Here is a 20421-nt window from a genome sequence, read left to right on the forward strand (position 1 = left end):
TTGTCTTTGCTACACTGAGGAGAGTTACGTTTTGGTAACATCGATTCACCGGGGCTGCGGAGGGACAAAAACAGATGCCAGCGTCGCGCCGACAATTTCTGATCCGCACGGCCGGGCTGCTGCTGGCCACTACCGGCGCGCGAGCGGCACCGGGCAACCCCGCGCCGATTCGTATCGGCCTGACCCCGGTGATCCTCGATGATCAAAGCCGTTTTTTGCGCCGCTGGCGCGACTGGCTGGAACGGCAGTTCACCCGTGAAGTGCAATTCGTGCAGCGACCGCGCTATCGGGATATCACCGAGTTATTACTGCGCCACGAACTGGATGCGGCCTGGGTCTGCGGTTATCCGTATATCGCGCATGCCGAGCAACTGCGCCTGCTTGCCGTTCCCGTCTACCGGGGCGAGCCCCGTTATCACTCGCTGATTATCCGGACGCAACAGCACAAGTCGATTAAGAACATCGATGATCTTGCCGGCACTTCGTTTGCCTTCTCCGATCCCGATTCCAACTCGGGGTACCTCTATCCAATGTACCGACTGCGCGAGGCACTCACCCGCCAGCCGGACTTTTTCCGGCGCACTTTTTTCACCTGGGGCCATCGCAATACCATTGAGGCGGTCGCCGCCGGCCTGGCCGACGCCGGGGCGGTGGACAGTTATGTGTGGGAGACCCTGCAACGGCGTCACCCTGAATACGCGGAACAGGCCGTCGTAGTGGAACGATCCCCGGCCTTCGGATTTCCGCCACTGGTAACCCACGTCGATACACCGCCGCCGATCCATCAGCGCCTGGCCGAAGTCCTGTTAAGCATGCACGAGGATAGCGAAGGCCGCGCCCTGCTCGAACAGCTCGCGCTGGATCGGTTCGAGGCAGGTCAACCGGATCAGTATGCCGGCATTCACCGGATGCTGAAGGAATTGCGCCAGCGGGGGCTGGTCACAGCGGCATGAATCTCACCAGCTACCGGTTCCGGATTCCCCTGAGCCTGGCCGTGGTCGCCATTATCACGGCGTTGGCATTCTCGCTCGCGGTCGCCTACCAGACTTACCGCAATATTCAGATTGAACAGCAACGCACCGGCTTTCGACTGGCGCACGCCATGGAACCGGTACTGGCACGCGCCATCCGGCACGACGATATCTGGCTGGCCTACAGCCTGTTGCGTGAACCTTCCGGCGCCGGAAAAATAAATACCGGTTTTCCCGCCCCGTTTCTCGTGCTGCTGGATGAACAGCGGCATATCTTTGCCAGTAACCAGCCGGAACACTTTCCGCTGGGCGTGGCCCTGGCCGATCTCCACAGCGAGCTTGCCCGGCTCGGTAGTGAGTCGAACAGGGAAAATCCGGTCGTCCAGTGGCGTGACGGCCAACTGTTGATCGTGCCGGTGCGTTCGGCCGATGCGCAGGTGGGCACCCTGATGCTCGGCTTTTCCACGGGTGTCTTCTGGAACCGCTTCCGGGAAATTCTGATCGGCGCGGCACCGGTGATCGGCCTGGTATTACTGGCACTGATCGGAATCGGCTGGGTCTGGGGGCAACGCATTATCGCGCCACTGACCAGCCTGAGCCATTGCATGGAACGCATCGGCCGGGACGATATCACCCGTATGCAATGCCCCACCTATACCGGCAGCGACGAAATCGGGCAACTCGGACAACGTTTCAAACTTTTGCTCGAGGATCTGCGCAACAAGCAGGCGCTGGAAGAACAGGCGAAAACCCAGGAACGCCTGGCCGCTATCGGCCGCATGGCGGCGGGCGTCGCTCACGAGGTCAACAATCCGCTGGGGGGCCTGTTTGCCGCGATCGATACTTATCGTCACACCCCGTCCCGACAACGGGACCCGGACAGGACCCTCGCCCTGATCGAACGCGGCCTGCAACAGATCCATACCGTGGTCTCCGCCCTGCTGGTAGAAAGCCGGCTGGAAACCCGCCCGCTGACCCACCAGGACATCGACGACGTGGCCACCCTGGTACAGGCGGATGCGACCACGGTCAACAAAGCCATCCACTGGGACAACCAGCTACCCCGGGAACTCCCCTTGCCGGCTAACGCCGTGCGCCAGATCCTGCTGAACCTGACGTTGAACGCCGTCCAGGCCACTCCTCCCAAAAATAAAATTACCATCGAACTGACTGCCGATGATGACGCGTTGCAGATTCTGGTCAGCAATCCGGGCGAGCCGATCCCCCCGGCGATACTCGCCCATCTTTTTGAACCGTTTCAAAGCCAGCGTCCCCACGGCACCGGTCTGGGACTGTGGGTGACGTATCAGACAGTGACACAGCTCGGTGGCGAGATCGACGTGGAAAGCCAGGCACGCCTGACCCGCTTCCGGGTCCGCCTGCCCCTGACAAAAACCCGCACGAAGGTGGCCTGAAAATGGCCCGCATCTGCCTGATCGAAGATGACCCGATCATGGGCGAGTCCCTGGTCGAACGCCTGAAACTGGAAGGCTATGAGGTGACTCTGTACACCAGCGGCAGGGTGGCACTGGAAGGGCTCACCGAACAGCCCTGCGATGCCCTGGTCAGCGATATCCGGCTGCCGGACATCAATGGCGCCGATCTGTATCGCCAGCTCGCGCAACGATTAAAACCGATACCGCCCGCCGTTTTCATCACCGCCTACGGCACCATCGATCAGGCGGTGGAGTTGCTGCGCCTCGGCGCCGCCGACTATCTGACCAAGCCTTTAGACATCCCCCGTTTTCTCGACAAACTGGCCGCCGTGTGCCGCCAGCCGGCCTCGCCACGGGATGGCGAACCGCAACTGGGACTGTCCCGCGCAATGCGCGAGATCGAATCGACCCTGAGCCGGGTGGCGCGCTACCCGGAAGCGAGCGTGCTGTTGCAGGGCGAATCGGGGGCTGGCAAGGAGATCGCCGCGCGGTTGCTGCACACGCAACAGTGCCCCGGGGCCCCCTTCGAGGCGGTCAACTGCGCGGCTCTGCCGGAGGCGCTGGCCGCCTCCGAACTGTTCGGCCACGAGCGCGGCGCGTTCACCGGCGCCATCAAAAGCCACATCGGTGCCTTCGAGCGCGCCGGCGACGGTATCCTGTTTCTGGACGAGATCGGCGATATGCCGCGGGAACTGCAGGCGCAACTGCTGCGTGTTCTGCAGGAACGGACTTTCAGCCGGGTCGGCAGTGAAACCGCCAGCCCTTTTCGGGCCCGCGTGGTCTGCGCCACCAACCAGGATTTGCACGCCCGGGTGCAAAGTGGCGAGTTTCGCGAGGATCTCTATTACCGGATCAATGTCATCCAGATCACTATTCCGCCCCTGAGCGAACGGCCGGAAGATATCGTCTGGCTGGCCGAACGGTTTCTGCAACAGGCCGGCGAGCGCCATAACGAACCGCCGCGCCAGCTGAGTGACGCCGCGCGAGCCGCGCTGGCCGCGCGAAGCTGGCCCGGCAATGTCCGCGAACTCAAACATCACATCGAACGCCTCTGTATTCTTTCGGACGCCCCGATCATCGACGTCGAGCATCTCGGCCTGGACAACGAACCCCACCCGAACAAAACCGTAAACAGTTTGCGACAGGGCCGGGAACAGGAGGAAAAGCGTCGTATCGCCACGGCATTGACCGAATGCAACGGCTGTATCGGCGATGCCGCCCGGCGGCTCGGCATCAGCCGCAAGTCCCTGTGGCAAAAACGCAAGAAATACGGTCTGTGAGCGCCGACGCGTCGTCTGATCATCCGTAGAATCCCAGCCGGGTCTGACCGCCGACCCGATGCGATGCAGCAACACCGTACATCCGGCTCACGCATTACCCGTCGGTAACCTGCCGTCTTTTTCGATGTTACAAACAGGTGACATCTTATTGGCGAAAAGGCACCGCTGAAACTGACCGGTTTTACCAGGGATTTACGATTGACAGATTTATCGTCAGCTATCAATAAGCTGCATAACGATAACACCCCGCCAAATTCCCGCCTGTTTTTCTCTGGTTTATCTCTTGCTAGCCGGAATGATGTGACCCGGCGGGTCGATTTTTATAGCAAATCGTTGAGTCAAACACGCTGATAAAAAATTTTGTCTGAACAACAACAGGGGATCCCTCTTATGCATACCACAATGTTTCGCAGACCGATTAGCGGCGCGGTGCTGGCCGCGTTGTGCCTGGTCCCGGCTTCGGCCCTGGCACTGGAACTGGATATCTACGGCGTCGGCCATCTTTCGGTGGACAGCAACGATGACGGGGCCGACAGCCACCTCTATGTGGCCAGCAATTCATCCCGGCTCGGCTTTAAAGGCCAGCACGGCGTGGGCAACGATTTGACCCTGCTCTTTCAGTACGAGGCCGGCGTCGATCTGACCGGGCGGGGGACGAATGACGGCAATGGCGGCGGCACCGGCAATAATCTGTTCAGCACCGCGCGCGATTCCTACGTCGGGTTGTCCGGCAGTGGCGGCACTGTCCTGGCCGGGCGCCTGGGCGTACTGAACCAGTGGGTATATGACTTCAACCTGTTTGCCGACCAGGTCGGTGATCTGGGCAACATCTGGGGCGGCACCGGCATTCCCGGGCGCGCCAACGGCGTACTGGCCTATGCCACCCCCGATCTGGGCAACGGCGTCGATGCCCTGGTGGCGTATGTTCCCGAAAGCGGCATTGACAATCAGGATCATCTGGTTGTAAAACTCAACTATGCCTCTGATGGCGGCCTCAGGCTCGGCGCGGCGCATACCAGCCTGGGCCAGGGAACCGGCACTCCGGAGCATACCGCGACCGCACTCACCGCCAGTTACCACATGGGCAATCTCACCCTGGGCGGCGGCTATCAGACCGAGTCGGATATAGGGGGAACGGCAGGCAGTGATCGCGACAGCTTCACGCTCGGCCTCAGCTACCAGGCCACGAGCACCGGGGTATTCAAGGTCCAGTATGTCGGCAGCGATGCGGATGCGGCCAACAGCGATGCCAGTCAGATCGCCGTGGGTTACGACCACGCCCTGGACGAGGCGACCACGCTGTATCTGGCCTACGCCAGTACCGACAACGATCCGCTGGCGACCTTCACCGCCAATAACTACGGCCACGGCCAGGCGGTCACCCCTGGCGCCGGAAATGATCCGTCCTCGATCTCGATCGGCGTGGTTTACAAGTTCGATGCCGGCCTCATCAGGTAATTCATCACCAACCCAGGGAGTCATCAATTATGTCAAAATTCAGCAGACGTGAATTCCTCAAACTGGGCGGCGCCGGGGCGGTGACTGCCGGGACAGCAACCATGGCCGGGGGGTGTCTGGCCCCGCCTGAAGACGCCCTGGCTGTTCAGCCGGGTGGTACCACCCTGGATTATCCAATTACCACAGTAGCCAATGCCAACAAATTGGCGATCAACAAACCCGTCAGTTTCACCTATCCGGACAAGGCCTCGCCATGCATGCTGGTACGAATTGGTCATGCGGTACCGGGCGGTGTCGGACCCGGCAAGGACATTGTCGCCTACAGCACTCTGTGCACCCACATGGGCTGCCCCGTGAGCTACGACGCGGACAGCCGGAATTTTAAATGCCCCTGCCACTTCAGTGTGTTTGACAGTGAAAAAACCGGGCAAATGGTCACCGGCCAGGCAACAGAAAATCTGCCGCGTATCCTGTTAAGCCATGATGCTGCGACCGGAGACATCAAGGCCGTCGGGGTCGACGGTCTGATCTATGGTCGTCAGGCAAACACCATCTAGAATTCAATGAGGGGGAAAGTTTCATGAGCAAATTCACTGATCGCATACCGCTACCGCCAGTCGGTGCCCAAAAAACCAATATGACCTGTCACTTCTGTATCGTGGGCTGTGGTTACCATGTCTACAAATGGCCGGCCAATCACGAGGGTGGCCGGGCACCCGATCAAAATGCACTGGGCATCGACTTTCGTCGCCAGTTGGCACCCCTTGAGGCCACGTTGACACCAGCGATGGTCAATCAGATCGAGGAAAACAACAGAACCTACAATATCATGATTGTTCCCGACAAGGAGTGCGTCGTTAATCAGGGGTTATCCTCCACGCGAGGGGGACAGATGGCAACAGCCATGTATCGAGCCGATGGTGCCACGCGTGATCGGCTTAAATATCCCCGCCTGTTTACCGGCGACGATTGGGTCGACATCAGCTGGGAACAGGCACTGCAGATCTATGCCGGAGTAACAAAGCGCATTCTCGATCAGGATGGTCCGGATCAAATCATGTTTAACATGTTCGACCATGGCGGCGCGGGGGGCGGATTTGAAAACACCTGGGGAACCGGTAAGTTGATGTTCTCGTCAATCGGCACCAAGATGGTCAGAATGCATAATCGCCCCGCATACAACTCGGAGTGCCATGCAACCCGTGACATGGGTATTGGCGAGCTGAACAACAGCTATGAAGACAGCGAAGTCGCAGATACCATTGTTTTTATCGGCGCCAACGCTTACGAGACCCAGAGCAACTTCTTTCTTGCGCACGCCTTGCCCAATCTCCGGGGTGCCACCGTGGACAAGAAAAAACAGTGGTTCAAGGGTGAAACCGCCGCGCCAGGCCGGTTTATTTTCATTGACCCACGCCGCTCCCTGACTGTCGCCGTATGTGAGGAGACCGTCGGGAAAGACAGAGTCATGCATTTGCGCATCGAACCTGGTACGGACACCGCATTGTTCAATGGCCTACTGACTTATGTCGTGGATCAAGGCTGGCATGATAAAGAGTTTATCGCCAGTCATACATCGGGCTTTGACGAAGCACTGGATGCCAATCGAATGAGTCTGTCTGAATGCAGCCGGATCACGGGCATATCCGTCGAGGATTTGAAAAAAGCCGCCGAATGGGCCTACAAACCGAAGCCCTCCGGCCACCGCCCTCGTACAGCCCATTTATACGAGAAGGGCATCATCTGGGGCAATGACAATTATCGAATCCAGTCAGCATTGGTCGATCTGGTACTCGCCACTCATAATGTTGGCCGTCGTGGCACCGGCGTTTGCCGGCTTGGCGGACATCAGGAAGGGTACACACGCCCGCCTTATCCCGGACCGCGCCCTGCACCGTTCATTGATCAGGAAATCATGAACAATAACGGACAAAGCCTGACAGTCTGGGGTTGCAATGCTTTTCAGACAACGCTCAACGCACAGGAATATCGGGCTACATTATATCGCCGGGCAAATATCGTTCGTGAGGCCATGTCCCGAGTCCGCGGCGGTTCAATGGAACGGCTTGTCGACGCGATTTACGACGCAGTAAGAAACCATGGTGGGCTGTTTACAACTACCGTGGATCTCTACCCGACGAAATTCGCCGAAGCATCTCTTCTTATGTTACCCGCCGCGCATCCGGGGGAAATGAACCTGACGTCAATGAATGGTGAACGCAGGATGCGCCTGTCAGAAAAATTTATGTCACCACCAGGTGTAGCCAAGCCGGACTGTTTGATTGCCGCTGATATTGCCAACACTCTCAAAGCCATGTATGAAAAGGAAGGCAACAAAAAAATGGCCGAGCGTTTTTCAGGCTATGATTGGAAAACAGAGGAAGATGCTTTCAACGATGGTTTCCGCATGGCGCACAAAAAGGAGATCGATAGTCAGGGTGGCGCCACCGGTCATCTGGTGACCTATTCCCGACTTCGCGACATGGGCAATAACGGCGTGCAACTACCCGTCAAGGAATACAGGGATAACAAACTGATTGGCACTGAAATTATCTACAGTGACAACAAATTCAATACCGGTGATGGCAAGGCGCATTTCCTTCCCGCCCCATGGAACGGATTCCCTGAAACCGTAGCCGAACAACGCAGGAAATACCGCTTCTGGATCAACAACGGCCGCACCAACCACATATGGCAAACCGCTTACCATGATCGACATATTGACTTTCGAACCAATCGCTATCCGATGGCGCCAATTGAGATCAACCCGAATGACGCCGCGGACCTCGGCATCAAGTCTGGTGACGTCGTTGAGGTTTATAACGACTATGGCTCAACCTTTGCCATGGCCTATGTTGAACCAGACATGAAACGCGGTCATACCTTTATGATGTTTGGTTATTATAACGGTAACGTTGGCGACGTTGTTACTGACTGGACAGATCGAAACGTGGTTCCGTTCTACAAGGGAACGTGGGCCAACATTCAAAAGGTCTCAACAATGCCATACTACAAGAAGAATGTCTCGTTCAAGCGCAGACGGTATATTTAAAAACACGCTCCTCATTGTAAGTGAGAATAGCATTGCCTGGTCCAGTTGGATCAGGCTTTTTTATCTGCCCGAGCGTAATATTATATTGGTACCTGGGAACTGCCGCATTCTGTACGACTGCCGCTAATCCCGTAGCCGTCGGTGTAAGGTGGAAGGGTCGATCCTCAGCCGCCGGGCGGCTTCGGTTTTGTTCCCCTGGCAACGCCTGAGCATGTGCTCCATCCAGTAGCGCTCGACTTCGAGCAGTGTGGCATCCGGTGGAATCGGCCAAGGTTCGGACGGACTGGCGCTGGAACCGGCTATCAACTCCCGCGGCAAATGATGGCGCTCGATATGTTCACCGTTGGCCAGAACCACGGCACGCTGAACAATATTCTCCAGTTCCCGGACATTCCCCGGCCAGTCATAACCCTGCAGGGCGTCGAGCGTCCCGGCGGAAAAACCGCGCACGTCGCGCGCCAGCTCACGCGCGTAGCGCAGCATGAAACGCTCGGCCAGCGGCGCGATATCTTCACGACGTTCGCGCAGGGGGGGTAATTCAATGGGATAGACATTCAGCCGATAGAAGAGATCCCGCCGAAAACGGCCCTCTTCCACCAGTTTGGCCAGATCCTCATTGGCCGCGACAACCAGCCGGACATCCACGTCGACCGGCCGCTCCCCGCCCACCCGCAACAGGGTGCGCTCCTGGACGAATTGCAGCAGACGGGCCTGCACTTCGGGGCGGGTACTGTTGATCTCATCCAGCAGCAGGGTGCCGCCGTCGGCCAGTTCCAGCAGGCCGCGTTTACGCGACGTGGCGCCGGTAAATGCGCCTTTTTCATGACCGAACAGTTCATTCTCGATCAGGGTTTCCGGTACCGCCGCGCAGTTGAGCGCCAGATACGGGCCCTCGCAACGAGGACTGGCATCGTGAATCCAGCGGGCGAGCACGCCCTTGCCGGTGCCGGTCTCGCCGCTCAGCAACACGGGCAGTTCGAGCTGCGCCACCTGTTCAGCCAGCTCCAGCATGCGCTGCGCGGCGCGGCTCTCGATGATCGGCGCGGGTTCCTCGTCCAGCTGTGCCAGCCGGGCATCCAGCTGCTCGATACGCCGTTCGTGGGTCAGCAGGTTTCGCACCCGCTCCAGCAGGCCGCGCACCTGTTCGGTATCAAACGGCTTGGTGATCAGATCAAACAAACCATTACGAAATCCCTCAACAGCATCCTGAACCGTGGCATAGCCGGTGATCATCACCACCGGCATGCCGGGATTCAATCCACGCGCCTCGTTCAGTAACTGCAGGCCGTCGGGTTGTGGCAGGCGCAAATCGGTGAACAACACATCAGGCAGATCACGGTGCAAACGCTGTCGCGCCTCGCTGCCGGTATACAGCACAGTGACACGAAACCCGGCTTCACTGGCCAGTTCCTCCAGCAAGTCGGCCATATCCGGATCGTCCTCGGCAATAAGAATATCGAATTTCATGCCTGATTTGCCTTTTCGCTGGTCCGGGTTTCGGCGACGGGTAATTGTAAACGAAACAGCGTCTGGCCGGCGGTATCCTCGACCAGTTCAATATTGCCGTTCATGGATTGCAGCAGGGTCCGGCACAGATACAGGCCCAGCCCGGTTCCGGTCCCGGCATCCTTGGTGGTAAAAAAGGGTTCGAATATTTTTTTACGGTGCGCGTTGTCAATGCCCGAACCGTTATCCTGTACCAGCAGTACCCCTTCGTCTTCGTTACACTGCAGCGTGAGCTGCAATGCCGTGGCACCGGCCTGGGCCGCATTGTTAAATAAATTAAAAAGAATCTGCTCCAGCCCACTGACATCCCCATAGACCCAGCATGGGCCATAGCTATTGATTTCGACAGTCGTCACACCATGATCGCGAATCACCGGACGAATCAGGGTAACAGTGGAACGCACCAGATTATCCAGATCCAGCCGCTGAATCACCGTCTTGGGCGCTCGCGCGGAAGCCAGCAGATCGCCGACGATCTGCGAGCATTTACGCGCCTGACGTTCGATGACCTGGAAACGATGCGCGCCGCGTTCATCCGGAATTTCCCGGCTGCCCTGCTGGGCATAGCCGATGATATTACCCAGCGGGGTATTCAACCCGTGGGCCAGCCCGGCCGCCATCTGCCCGATAGTGGCCAGCCGCTGTTCCTGGCACAAGCGCGCCGTGGCGCTGCGGGCCAGGCGGTTGGCCTGTTCCAGTTCGTCAATATGACGGTGAATGTCACTTTGCAGGCGCGAAAACATTTCCGCCAGTTGCTCGATCTCCTCGGGCACATTTTGTTTCAACGGCATGGCCAAGGGTGCATCGCTGTACATCGGGTTGACACTGTTGGCCAGGGCGCGGACCGGTTCGACCAGTCGCTCGCGCAGCAGTTGACGTAACAAATAGAACAGGATCACCGTCAATACCAGCAAGCCGACAAGACCGGCCAGGGTCAGCAGCCCGACAGTCTGATCGACTGCCCGGCGATCATAGGCCACCAGCACTTCACCAATATCGCGCCCGGCCAGGTTGACGGGTTCGGCAATCGTGATAACCGAACTATCCCCCGCCCGCTCACGGTTGCCTGCCTCGGCCAGCAACTCACCGTCCTCGCGTTGCACCCGGACATAAACCATGTCCCGCCCGGCACCGAGATCATTGACATAACGTTCGAGGGTACCGTAATCGTAGGTCAGCACCGAATCCAGGGAGACGATCGCCAGTTGCCGGGCCAGGGCGCCGGCCTTGTCACGCAAGGCATCGTCCAGTACGCGACTGATGCTTTGTTGCATCACCACGCCCAAAATCAGGGCCAGAACCACCAGGGCCCCGCCCGCATAGAGGCTGATCAGCCCGGACAAAGTGATGCGGCGTTGCCTTACCACGGCAAGGCCTCCTGTGGGCAACCGTCTTCAACGGTACGCACCACCGCGCGCGCCAGGGAAAAGTCGCTGTCCTCGACAGGAATAAACCGGACCGGCTGACCGAAGGGCTGAAAATCCTTTGCAATATCCTCGCTTGCCGAAATCAGTATTTCCCGCAGGCGCTTTGCCAGTTCTGTATCAAAATCCGGCGCGGCGGCAATCACATGGGCGGGCAGGCTCGGGGACTCTTCCACGATACGCAACCCCCGATCCAGGTAACGTTCGGCAATCGCCTTGCGCAATCCGCCCATGTCAAAATCACCATGTAACACCGCCAGGGCAACCCGCTCATGGCGACGCAAAAAGGCATAATCCTTCAGATCACTGAGTTGTATACCGGCTCGGGCCAGCATCACGCGTGGTACATAGTGACTGCTGAATGAATGGGGCGATCCAAAAGCCACGGTATGATGGCGCACATCATCCACTGCGCGGATCTCACTGCCGGAGCGAACCACGAGCACGCTGTGGTAGCCGGTTTTGTCCCCACCGACCTCGGCCGCTATTAGCTGAAGATTGCGCTCGGCGCCCTTCAGATAGTGATCGTGCGCCCGCAGATAGGGCGTGGGACCGATATAGGCCAGATCCGCCTCGTTACGGGCAAGCCGACGGATTTGATCCCGGTAGGACAGCGCCACCTCGATCTTTACCTGGCGACCCGTCTGCTGTTGAAGATAATCGGCCAGCGGTTGAAAACGACTGATGATCCGGCTCGGGGTATCATAAGGATGTACGATCAAGACCAGGGCCGACGGATCGGCTTCGGAAGAAACCTCCCCGACATTCACCGGCGGAACCGTCTCGTCGCCACAACCGATCAGGGCGGTTGCCAGCAATATCACTATCAGGCGTTTAATCCACCCCATCGCGACTCACGCTTTTGGCCTTGTGCAAGAACGTAAACATAACACCTTAAAAGCAACAGGTTTCCCGTCAACAAGAATAAGATAAAGCCATCGGTACTTCCAGGCCCGGCCGGGGCTTAGAGCGGGGAGCAGGCCGGACAGAGCGCAAACGGTGTCCGGCAATCTGCCCGATACCGCTGCGCTTAATCGGGCCTACCTGACAAGCAGGGCGTAGGCCGGACAGAGCGCAAACGGTGTCCGGCAATCTGCCCGATACCGCTGCGCTTAATCGGGCCTACCTGACAAGCAGGGCGTAGGCCGGACAGAGTGCAAACGGTGTCCGGCAATCTGCCCGATACCGCTGCGCTTAATCGGGCCTACCTGACAAGCAGGGCGTAGGCCGGACAAAGTGCAAACGGTGTCCGGCAATCTGCCCGATACCGCTGCGCTTAATCGGGCCTACCTGACAAGCAGGGCGTAGGCCGGACAAAGCGCAAGCGGTGTCCGGCAATCAGCCTATAGCTCGATATTAGCCTACAGGGCATACTCGGCATCGTAGGGTTCCTCCCCTTCCACAACCGGCAAGGTCAGTGCGTTCCCCCAGTGAGACCAGCCGCCATTGTAAAGTCTCACATCCTTATACCCCAGTTTCTTGAGCTGCATATACGCCAGGCTCATACGAAAACCATCATGACAATAAACATAGACCCGCTTGTCTTTTGGAATGGATCGATACAGGTATGCCAGTTTTTCATTTGAAAGCCATTTCTGGCTCTGGCCGTCGGTACCCTCCAGACTGACGATATTGACAGCACCGGGAATATGCCCGCCGCGGATCGAATGACGAATCACCTCGCCGGTGTACATATCCTGCGGGCGGGCATCCAGCAACACCACATCGGGATCACGGCGTGAGAGAACATCTTCATAAACATCTTCCCATTCCACGAAAAGTCGCGGATTGGCGGGTTTGAGTGTCACATTGCCTGGATTGACTTTGGCTTTGTCCTTGCTCAGCTCATTAAATGCCGTCCATTCGATGGTCCCGCCTTCCAGGATTTTCACCCTGGACATATCAAAACCGTACAGCTCGAGCAGAAAATAGACTCTGGAGGCCAGCGCCGTGCGCGAATCGTCGTAGATAACCACCAGCGAGTCGTTATTCACGCCCCAGCCACGCAATGTTGACTGAAAATCGGCTTTTGAGGGAAACCGCATCAGGGGAACCGCACGATTGTCACCCAGGTCCTTGAAACGCTGCACCTGCACCGCCCCGGGAATGTGGCCTACCGTATAATAGCGATGCGGGTGATAACGCACCTCCAGCAAGACCATGTCCGGATCGTCGATATTTGATTCAAGCCAGACCGAATCGACCAGAAAATCGCGTTCGGCATGAGAAAGCGAGGCCAATGCGAAAAGCAAAACACCGAACATTAAACGAGCACCGCCAGAAAGCATTATTCGTTACCTCCAGTTAATATCATAACCACATTTTTCCATAAAACCATGTTCTTCCCTGTGCTGCAATAAAAAAACGGCGCGACAGGATGCCGCACCGCTCATGGGAGACCGCATTGGCGGTCAGGATGATGCCCGGTTCATCAATAGCCGAACTTGGCATTCAACCCAACCGTGAACGTATCGAAAGTGTTGGCACCTTCATCGCGGCTGTTGAATGCGGCAAACAGCTCGGATTTTTTGGTCAGATCGTATTTGGCGCCCAGGCTCCAGGTGTCGATATCCTGGTTACCAAACTGGGTGGCATCGCTGTTACTGCCCAGCGTTGCGATCAGGCGTGTGTGACCGACCCGATAGATACCGTTCAGATAGGTGTTGGTTCCCAACCCCAGATCTTCCACGTCCTCATAAAATGCGGCAATGGAAAACGGCCCGGACTTGTAGCGCACAGCCAGTTGCGAACCCGACCCATTGGCCATATTCGCCGAGGTCACGCTATCGGCGTCGATATCCAGCACATCCGCGGATACGAACCAGTTCTTGTCGGTATACCGCACGCCGGCGCCGGACGCCGTGCCGCCCTTATATTTGTTAATCGGGCCGGCATTATGAATCGTGCCGACTTTATCGGTGGGGGCACCAGTCTCGCCATCAAACTGCATGGAATGCCAGACACCGGCGCTCAGGTTGCCGAATTTCGGGGTAATATATTCCAGTGCGTTATTAAAATAACTGGAATGCAACGAAGACATACCCTGTTTACTGCTTTGCCGACCCTGCGGAATATTATCCGTCCAGGGATCGATTTTTGTCCCGCTGGTCTTGTAATGCACGCTCAGACGTCCGGCACGCAGCTTGCCCCAGCTACCTTTGAGGCCGCCATAACCTTCACGCCATTCGATCTCGGCAGTTTTTTCATCCGCCGCCCCATAACGGATTTCCGCCTTGTAGATCAGATCGGTCCCGCTCAGTGTGGTCGGCATGCTGCCTTTCACACCCAGACGTGACGAGTTGCTTTTCATACCGGTACCTTCGCTGCCAGCACCAAAATCATCCGAGTTGTTATCGACCGACAGGCGAATCTGCCCGTAGACGTTGACTTCATTATCCGCCGCCTGTGCCGACATGGCCGGCACTGCCATCATGGCTGCTACCAGCGTCGCGATTGTTGTCTTTTTCATGTTTTCCTCCCAATGGTTGAGTAATACGGTGATAACGCTGACGCGATCCACCGATTACGAACCTTAAGCAAGTCATGCTCGGGAAAACATGATTACGATCAGGATCCGGCCACCTCATGGCTTTGCATTCCGATCACGCGTAACTGGCGGTTGTTGCGCTCGAGAAACCCTTCTGTTTCGAGCTCCGCCAGAGTCCGGTACAGGGTCTCCGGCTCCAGGGCCAGCTCGCAGGCCAGGTCCACCATCGGCGCCGAGAGGTTGATAATGCCCTCCGGCGAGGATTCACAGGCCAGAAAGTGCAAGACCCTGTCGCGGGCCCGTTTGAGCCGCACCCGCTCGTAGCGCGAGCACTGCTTGCGCGCCTGGCGAGCAATGGCCAGGGCAAAACCGAGCGCAAAATCATTCGACTGACAGAGGGTTTGCCGAACTTCATCGGCCGGTACCAGCAACAGGCGGGTGGCGCAGACCGCGATACCGTCACACACATAACGATCTGTTGCGAGTGAGGACTCGGCAAAGAACTCGCCGGAGACGCCCCGGACCATCACACACTCGGCGCCCTCCGGTTGCGCGCGTACGGCCTTGAGCTCGCCTTCGAGTATATAGCTCAGCCAGGTAACCGCCTCGCCACGATGGAACAGATATTCACCGCGCCTGAGACGCATGATCTTGCCACGCTGGGCCAGACTTTCCGGAAAATAGGCGGGCAGTTCATTGATTAATTTCTGAGGCATGGGCTGGGACATTGTTTAATTCTCTTTGTTGTCAGGATCAGGAGAAATTCCCTGATTTGCTGTTTGCAGAGCAATCCTTTACAAGGCCCATGCCAATTAAAGAATCAATAACTTATGGGGAATAAAGCCTCTGGAACAGCCCACGACTCTGGCAAATTGCAAGGACACTGGCAAAATGCCACGGTTGGCTACACACCGTTTCCGGATTCGCGGGCAAGTCGAATGACGATTTCCAGCCCACCTTTCGGGTGGTTACGCAGCGTCATCTCGCCCCCATGGAAATCAACAATATTCCGGGCAATTGAAAGCCCCAGACCGACCCGCCCGTTTCGCGCGAGCGGGATTTTTCGACACGATAGAAAGGCTCTGTAACATGTTGCATGTTGGACTAACCGTATGCCCGGACCTGAATAATCACAGACAGTACGGACAGGCGGCGTCCCTTCTACCTGTGGCTACTCCCATTCCATTTGTTGATAAACCTGCTGGGCGTTGCGTCCCTTGAGCACATCGTAGTCCTGTAGACACTTGAAACGCGACTGTTCCAGGGTACCGATCCGGGTAATGTCGCCGCCGCTGTCCATGAACGTCCCCACCTTCTCGCGCAGGAAAACCAGATAGTCCAGGGTATCCCGGCGCGCGAGGCCCGGGTCGGTGGCCGGACCGTGACCGGGGACCACCACTTTCGGCTCCAGCGCCGCCATCGCGTTAAAGGCCTCGATCCAGCCCTGACTATCGGAATAGGGTAAAACCCCCAGCAATCGCCCCACGAACACCACATCACCGGCAAATACGATACGCTCCCCGGGCAACCAGACAAGGCTGTCGCCGGGGGTGTGCGCCGGGCCAACCTTGCGCAGCTCGAAGGTCACGCCGCCAAACGTGAAGGTGTGTTTGCCGGTGAAGGTCTCATCTGCATACACGGCTTCGGTACTGTCCAATGCCGCTTTGCCCATCAGGTTACCCAGCATAAACATCTGGTCCTGCAGGCGAGCCTTCTGATCGGCCACCGCCGCCGCACTGGCGATAATGCGCGCGCCCCGTTCCTTGAAGTAACCGTTACCGAACCAGCGGTGATCCTGCCCGCCGCTGTTGATCACGACCTTCACCGGCTGGTCAGTAACCTGTTTGATCAATGTCTCGATGGCGGCCGCGCCTTGATAACTGCCGCCGGAATCGATCAGCACCACGCCGTCGTTCGTCACCACGAAACCGAAGGTGGCGTTATTGCCCAGATTCGCCGGCGTGCGATTGCCGAAGGGGCCGACGATGGCATAAACGTGATCATTGACCTGCTGCAGATGCAATGGGGCCTCGTCGGCCTGTACCCCCGTGCCGCCAAGTGCGAGCAAACAAAACAACCCGGCGACACGGCTCATCCGGTTAATGAGTTTCATATACCCATCCTCATTGATAACGAAACGTACTGTGACAGGCCACGCACGATTGCGTGACCCGCGACAGGGCTGCCAGCGCCGGTCTTACATCATCTTCCACGCCGGCATCTTTAGCCACCACGGCAAAGCGGCTGGCGGCGCGATGCATGTCGGTACCCAGTTGGCGCATCTTTTCGGGCATGAACTGCCCCACCTCATGGGCGCCGTGCAATTCGAGCGAGGTCATCCCCAAGCGTTGCTCGGCGATCTCGCCGGCCTCGTCAAAGCGGCCCTCGGCCAGGGCCGTCTGGATCTCCTGCAGGCTGAGCAGATGATCGCGCATGTTGGCCAGGGTGTGGATACGCATCTGCTGCGGCAAGGTGACCAGCGTGCGGTTGTCTGTGGCCTGTGCGTCGCCTTCGTGTTGCTCGTGCATAGCGTGCTGGTGCGTCGGCTCGGCACGGGCAGCGAGCATCACGACGGCCAGCAGACCGGCGGCCATTAAGCCCCATCGGATTGGTTTGAACATCGGATCCACTCCTGTCACATTTTCCCGGTATGCTAGCCGGCAGCCGGGACAGCGGGTATGATTCAAATCATATTCGACTTTCTACACTGGAATACCGCGACAAACAAAGCACCCCATGGCTATAGACTGGAAAACCATCGACCCGCAACACCCGGCGTTGTCGGCCATCCCCGTTGTATTGCGCAATGCTGCCCGGCTGGATCAGTTTGTCCGCGGGCAAGCGCTTTACCATCAGGGTGACAAACCCCGCTTCATGCTGTTCGTATTACGTGGCGAGCTCCGCCTGTTGCGGCGCAGCGCCGGTGGTGAGGAGATCATCCTGCAACGTTCACGGGGTGGTTTTATCGCCGAGGCGAGTCTGGACGCCCGGCATTACCACTGCGACGTGGTCGCCGCCGCTGATGGCCAGCTACTGGCCTTTCCCCGCAAGGCATTTGCCGACGCACTGCAAAACGACGCCGCCTTCAACCGCACCTGGATCACGCTGCTGGCATCCGAGGTGCGCCGCTAGCGCGCCCGCGCCGAACGGCTCAGCCTCAACAGCGCCACCGAGCGGGTTTTACATTATATGGAATCAGAAGGCGTCGATGGCGTGGTGATCCTGGAGCAGTCGCGCAAGGCCTGGGCCGCCGAGCTGGGACTCTCCCATGAAGCGCTCTACCGGACTCTGCGCCGGATGCAGGATAGCGGCATGCTCTGGCAGGAGGGTCAGCGGCTGTGGCTGATAACCGCGGCTTCGCCGAAGCCGGCTCAGAAAAAATAGCGCAGCCGCAACTCCGCCCGCCAGTCATTGGGCCGTTCGCCGAAGTCGGTATCGCGCCCGCCGTCGAGTAGCGAAAGCCGCCCGCGCAATTCCAGATTGGTGATGCCGGAGTAGCTAACCTCGGGGATCAGGGTATAGCTGCTGTCGTGCAGGTTGATGATCGTGGTGGCGCCGGCATTCCAGTACAGGGCCTCGAAGGGCTCTTTTTGTGACACCTTTATATATAAGTAATCGCGCATCGGCTGGGGTGTGCCGTAGCCTGCCTGGCGCGCGGCCAGCGCGGTGGGTCGCAGGGCGGGCGTGGTCGGCGTCGCGCGTGCCAGATCATAAAAGCGCTGCATCTCGTCCCGGGTGTAACCGGCGCCGTTGTGGTAGACCTCGGTGATCCAGGTGGTCTCGGCCGCGGTGAGATAGCGCAGGCCGAGCAGCCAGTCAAAGGCTTCGGTCTCGCGCGTCACCAGGGTGTTGCCGGCATCAAGCACGGATTGGGTTCGCTCATCGAACCAGGCCAGTTCGCCGTGGATCTCGAAGTTGGTGGTAAGGTTGCGGGCGAAGTCGACTCCGAACGCATCGGCTCGACTGTCACCGCTGCGCAGCAGGATATCGATGTCGGTATCGCGGTAGAGCAGGTACAGCCGCGCCGCGAGATTAGTGTCTTTCTCGCTGCCGAAGTCGTCATTGATGTCATCACTGACCGGGACGATCACCGGTGTGAACGAGACGGTCTGCAGCGGTCCGTCGAAACTGCGCACGTACTCGGCGGAGGCCAGCACAAAGCCTTCGCGCGACAGCTCCGGATCGGTGGCATCCTTGGGCCGCTCGAGGAAGCCGACGGGATTGAAGGCGTAGCCCTTGCCCCAGCGCAGCGCGCGCTTGCCGGCCAGCAGCGTCCAGCGTTCGCCGGGATCAGCATCAACGTAGAGTTCGTAGAAGCGTGTGTTATGGCGGTTGCCGGTGTACTCGTCGAGGGTCTCGCCGTGCCACAGGGCGTTGAGGCTCGCGCTGTCCCAGCGGTACTTGCCGGTCAATTCCAGTACGCCGCGATAGCGTTGATAACTGTCCGGGGCGCCGTCGGGAAAACTCAGGGCGCTGAGCGCGGCATCTCTGTCGACCTCGATGTGCTCGGCACTGCCCTGCAGGTAGCCGCCGAACTCGTACGCTTTTTTCCCGTACTGACTGAGATCGAAACTGAACTCGTCGGCGGCCGATACGTTCATGGCCGGCATCGCCGCGATCCAGAACGCCAACCACGCCCCTCTCAGCATAAGCGCTTCATTGACGCAGCTCGCCCACCCGCGGCAGGTAATCGAGGGTGAACACCTCGTCGGCGAATTCGCGCGGGCGGATCCCGTCGAACAGCATCACCGATTGATAGCCTTTGTATAACGGGCTGTCGGTGATCAGTTTCGCCGGGCGCACGATGCCGTGGCCAAAGTCCTTGATGTCGTTGTAGTGCAGGGTCTTGATCAGCAGCCCGCTGGCGGCGTAGGCCTCGATGGTCAGCGGCACGCGGGTCTGTTTGTCCACCCACATCTTCAGCCGGTCGTAGGCCACCGCCGGGCCGCGCGCCTTGAGCTCGAGAATGTACCGGCCGTCTTCCTCGCCGGCGGCGCTGGCAGTGTACTCATCGCTGAAGTCCAGACGCATGATGTCGGCGTTGTTGAAGACGCCACCCACCACCGATTGCAGACTGGTGATGCGGATCGGCTTGCCCACGTTGGGAATGTACAGCCACAGGTTATCGCCCAGGCGCAGGGTACTGCGGCCCTTCTCGCTGGGCGGATCGAGAAACAGCGCGACCATCTTGTCCGTGCCCTTTTTCACCGTGTAGAGCACAAACTCCTTGCGCTTGCCGTCGGGCTCGATGTTGATCAGCTTGCGGTACATCTCGTAGGACGCCGGCGCCATGCGTTCATCGACTTCCTTGAGGATGGCGGTAGCGTCGAAGGCCAGCGCCGGTGCAATGCCGCCCAGTAATATAAATAGCATCGCTACGAGGATAACCGGCCTGTTACATTCTTTACGCACTGTCGTCATTGCCCGACCTCTTTCACCGCCTCATTGGCGGGCCCCCTGGCCACGACGGTGTTGATGTTCTGTTCGGCCAGTGCCGGGGACAGCTTGGCGCCGAAGTCACCGGCAATCAGCATGTCGATTTTTTTCTCACCCAGCCAGGTAGCCAGGGCCGGACCGGCGCTACCGGGGTTAGCGGCAACCGGGTTCGGATGCGATTCCAGCAAGGTTCCATGCGTATCGAAGATCAATATGTAAGGCGCCCGTGCGGCCACCGCACTCACGGTGGCGTTGGCGTCAGCCCCGTCGGCGGCCACGGCAATCCGCGCCTCACCGGCCCCGGCAAGGACGGTTGTTGCAGCCAACAACGTGGCCAGCAGCCAGGGGGTCAGTCGTTTAATCAGGTGCAT

At 58.5% G+C, this 20421-nt stretch carries 20 protein-coding genes and 1 pseudogene; 8 read left to right on the plus strand and 13 right to left on the minus strand.

All coding sequences use genetic code 11. From position 1 onward, the window contains the following. The first annotated feature begins 74 nt into the window (after positions 1–74). From U5K34_RS01865 to U5K34_RS01890, 6 genes are all read left to right on the plus strand, one after another. Positions 75–953 (plus strand): PhnD/SsuA/transferrin family substrate-binding protein, encoded by an 879-nt coding sequence (locus tag U5K34_RS01865; protein WP_322566818.1) that lies wholly within the window; start codon positions 75–77, stop codon positions 951–953. Beyond that, the gene (locus tag U5K34_RS01870) at positions 950–2386 is read left to right on the plus strand and encodes a HAMP domain-containing sensor histidine kinase (protein WP_322566819.1); all 1437 of its coding nucleotides are present in this window, start codon (positions 950–952) and stop codon (positions 2384–2386) included. The genes U5K34_RS01865 and U5K34_RS01870 overlap by 4 nt, the downstream gene beginning before the upstream one ends. Positions 2387–2388: 2 nt before the next feature. After that, positions 2389–3687, plus strand: a complete 1299-nt coding sequence (locus tag U5K34_RS01875) for a sigma-54 dependent transcriptional regulator (protein ID WP_322566820.1) — start codon at positions 2389–2391, stop codon at positions 3685–3687. 390 nt (positions 3688–4077) lie between these two features. Then, the gene (locus U5K34_RS01880; protein ID WP_322566821.1) at positions 4078–5145 is read left to right on the plus strand and encodes a porin; all 1068 of its coding nucleotides are present in this window, start codon (positions 4078–4080) and stop codon (positions 5143–5145) included. A 29-nt stretch (positions 5146–5174) separates the two neighbouring features. Beyond that, positions 5175–5702: an arsenate reductase (azurin) small subunit gene (locus U5K34_RS01885; protein ID WP_322566822.1), complete on the plus strand. Its 528-nt coding sequence runs from the start codon at positions 5175–5177 to the stop codon at positions 5700–5702. Positions 5703–5725: 23 nt separating this feature from the next. Next, on the plus strand, positions 5726–8197 hold the full coding sequence (locus U5K34_RS01890; protein ID WP_322566823.1) for an arsenate reductase (azurin) large subunit: 2472 nt from the start codon (positions 5726–5728) through the stop codon (positions 8195–8197). A 123-nt stretch (positions 8198–8320) separates the two neighbouring features. Here U5K34_RS01890 and U5K34_RS01895 read toward each other — a convergent pair whose 3' ends face one another. From U5K34_RS01895 to U5K34_RS01935, 10 genes and pseudogenes are all read right to left on the minus strand, one after another. Beyond that, positions 8321–9664: a sigma-54 dependent transcriptional regulator gene (locus tag U5K34_RS01895; RefSeq protein WP_322566824.1), complete on the minus strand. Its 1344-nt coding sequence runs from the start codon at positions 9662–9664 to the stop codon at positions 8321–8323. Then, positions 9661–11070 carry a HAMP domain-containing sensor histidine kinase gene (locus U5K34_RS01900; protein WP_322566825.1) on the minus strand — a complete coding sequence of 470 codons (1410 nt, stop codon included), beginning with the start codon at positions 11068–11070 and terminating at the stop codon, positions 9661–9663. Before U5K34_RS01900 ends, U5K34_RS01895 begins: the two co-directional genes overlap by 4 nt. Further along, positions 11064–11975, minus strand: coding sequence for a phosphate/phosphite/phosphonate ABC transporter substrate-binding protein (phnD, locus tag U5K34_RS01905; protein WP_322566826.1), 912 nt, complete (start codon positions 11973–11975; stop codon positions 11064–11066). The genes U5K34_RS01900 and phnD overlap by 7 nt, the downstream gene beginning before the upstream one ends. Positions 11976–12488: 513 nt before the next feature. Further along, entirely contained in the window at positions 12489–13391 is a 903-nt protein-coding gene (locus tag U5K34_RS01910) for a sulfurtransferase (RefSeq protein ID WP_416223995.1), read from the minus strand. Between the two features lie 46 nt (positions 13392–13437). Continuing rightward, positions 13438–13578, minus strand: a complete 141-nt coding sequence (locus U5K34_RS01915; protein ID WP_322566828.1) for a hypothetical protein — start codon at positions 13576–13578, stop codon at positions 13438–13440. Further along, complete coding sequence (locus U5K34_RS01920; protein WP_322566829.1) at positions 13559–14596, minus strand: porin; 1038 nt, start codon at positions 14594–14596, stop codon at positions 13559–13561. The genes U5K34_RS01915 and U5K34_RS01920 overlap by 20 nt, the downstream gene beginning before the upstream one ends. Before the next feature lie 98 nt (positions 14597–14694). Next, positions 14695–15330, minus strand: a complete 636-nt coding sequence (locus tag U5K34_RS01925; protein WP_322566830.1) for a Crp/Fnr family transcriptional regulator — start codon at positions 15328–15330, stop codon at positions 14695–14697. Positions 15331–15518: 188 nt separating this feature from the next. Next, positions 15519–15740, minus strand: a pseudogene (locus tag U5K34_RS15995) (ATP-binding protein); the annotation flags it as partial. Between the two features lie 45 nt (positions 15741–15785). After that, a complete protein-coding gene (locus U5K34_RS01930; protein WP_322566831.1) occupies positions 15786–16727 on the minus strand; it encodes an MBL fold metallo-hydrolase in 942 nt (313 codons plus the stop codon). Positions 16728–16737: 10 nt separating this feature from the next. Then, entirely contained in the window at positions 16738–17235 is a 498-nt protein-coding gene (locus U5K34_RS01935; RefSeq protein WP_322566832.1) for a hypothetical protein, read from the minus strand. A 115-nt stretch (positions 17236–17350) separates the two neighbouring features. On the opposite strand from U5K34_RS01935, the gene U5K34_RS01940 reads away from it, so the two are divergent. Together U5K34_RS01940 and U5K34_RS01945 are read left to right on the plus strand one after the other, a co-directional pair. Further along, positions 17351–17746, plus strand: a complete 396-nt coding sequence (locus U5K34_RS01940) for a cyclic nucleotide-binding domain-containing protein (protein ID WP_322566833.1) — start codon at positions 17351–17353, stop codon at positions 17744–17746. Positions 17747–17803: 57 nt separating this feature from the next. Beyond that, entirely contained in the window at positions 17804–17998 is a 195-nt protein-coding gene (locus U5K34_RS01945; RefSeq protein WP_322566834.1) for a hypothetical protein, read from the plus strand. Here the strand turns inward: U5K34_RS01945 and U5K34_RS01950 are convergent. The 3 genes from U5K34_RS01950 to U5K34_RS01960 are packed head-to-tail and all read right to left on the minus strand — an operon-like array spanning position 17986 to position 20421. Then, a complete protein-coding gene (locus U5K34_RS01950) occupies positions 17986–19263 on the minus strand; it encodes a hypothetical protein (protein WP_322566835.1) in 1278 nt (425 codons plus the stop codon). The two genes, U5K34_RS01945 and U5K34_RS01950, sit on opposite strands and share 13 nt — an antisense overlap. 7 nt (positions 19264–19270) lie before the next feature. Beyond that, positions 19271–19987, minus strand: a complete 717-nt coding sequence (locus tag U5K34_RS01955; protein WP_322566836.1) for an outer membrane lipoprotein-sorting protein — start codon at positions 19985–19987, stop codon at positions 19271–19273. Between the two features lie 44 nt (positions 19988–20031). Next, positions 20032–20421: a NifB/NifX family molybdenum-iron cluster-binding protein gene (locus U5K34_RS01960; RefSeq protein ID WP_322566837.1), complete on the minus strand. Its 390-nt coding sequence runs from the start codon at positions 20419–20421 to the stop codon at positions 20032–20034.

The organism is Thiohalophilus sp., assembly GCF_034521165.1.
Taxonomy (GTDB): Bacteria; Pseudomonadota; Gammaproteobacteria; order UBA6429; family Thiohalophilaceae; genus Thiohalophilus.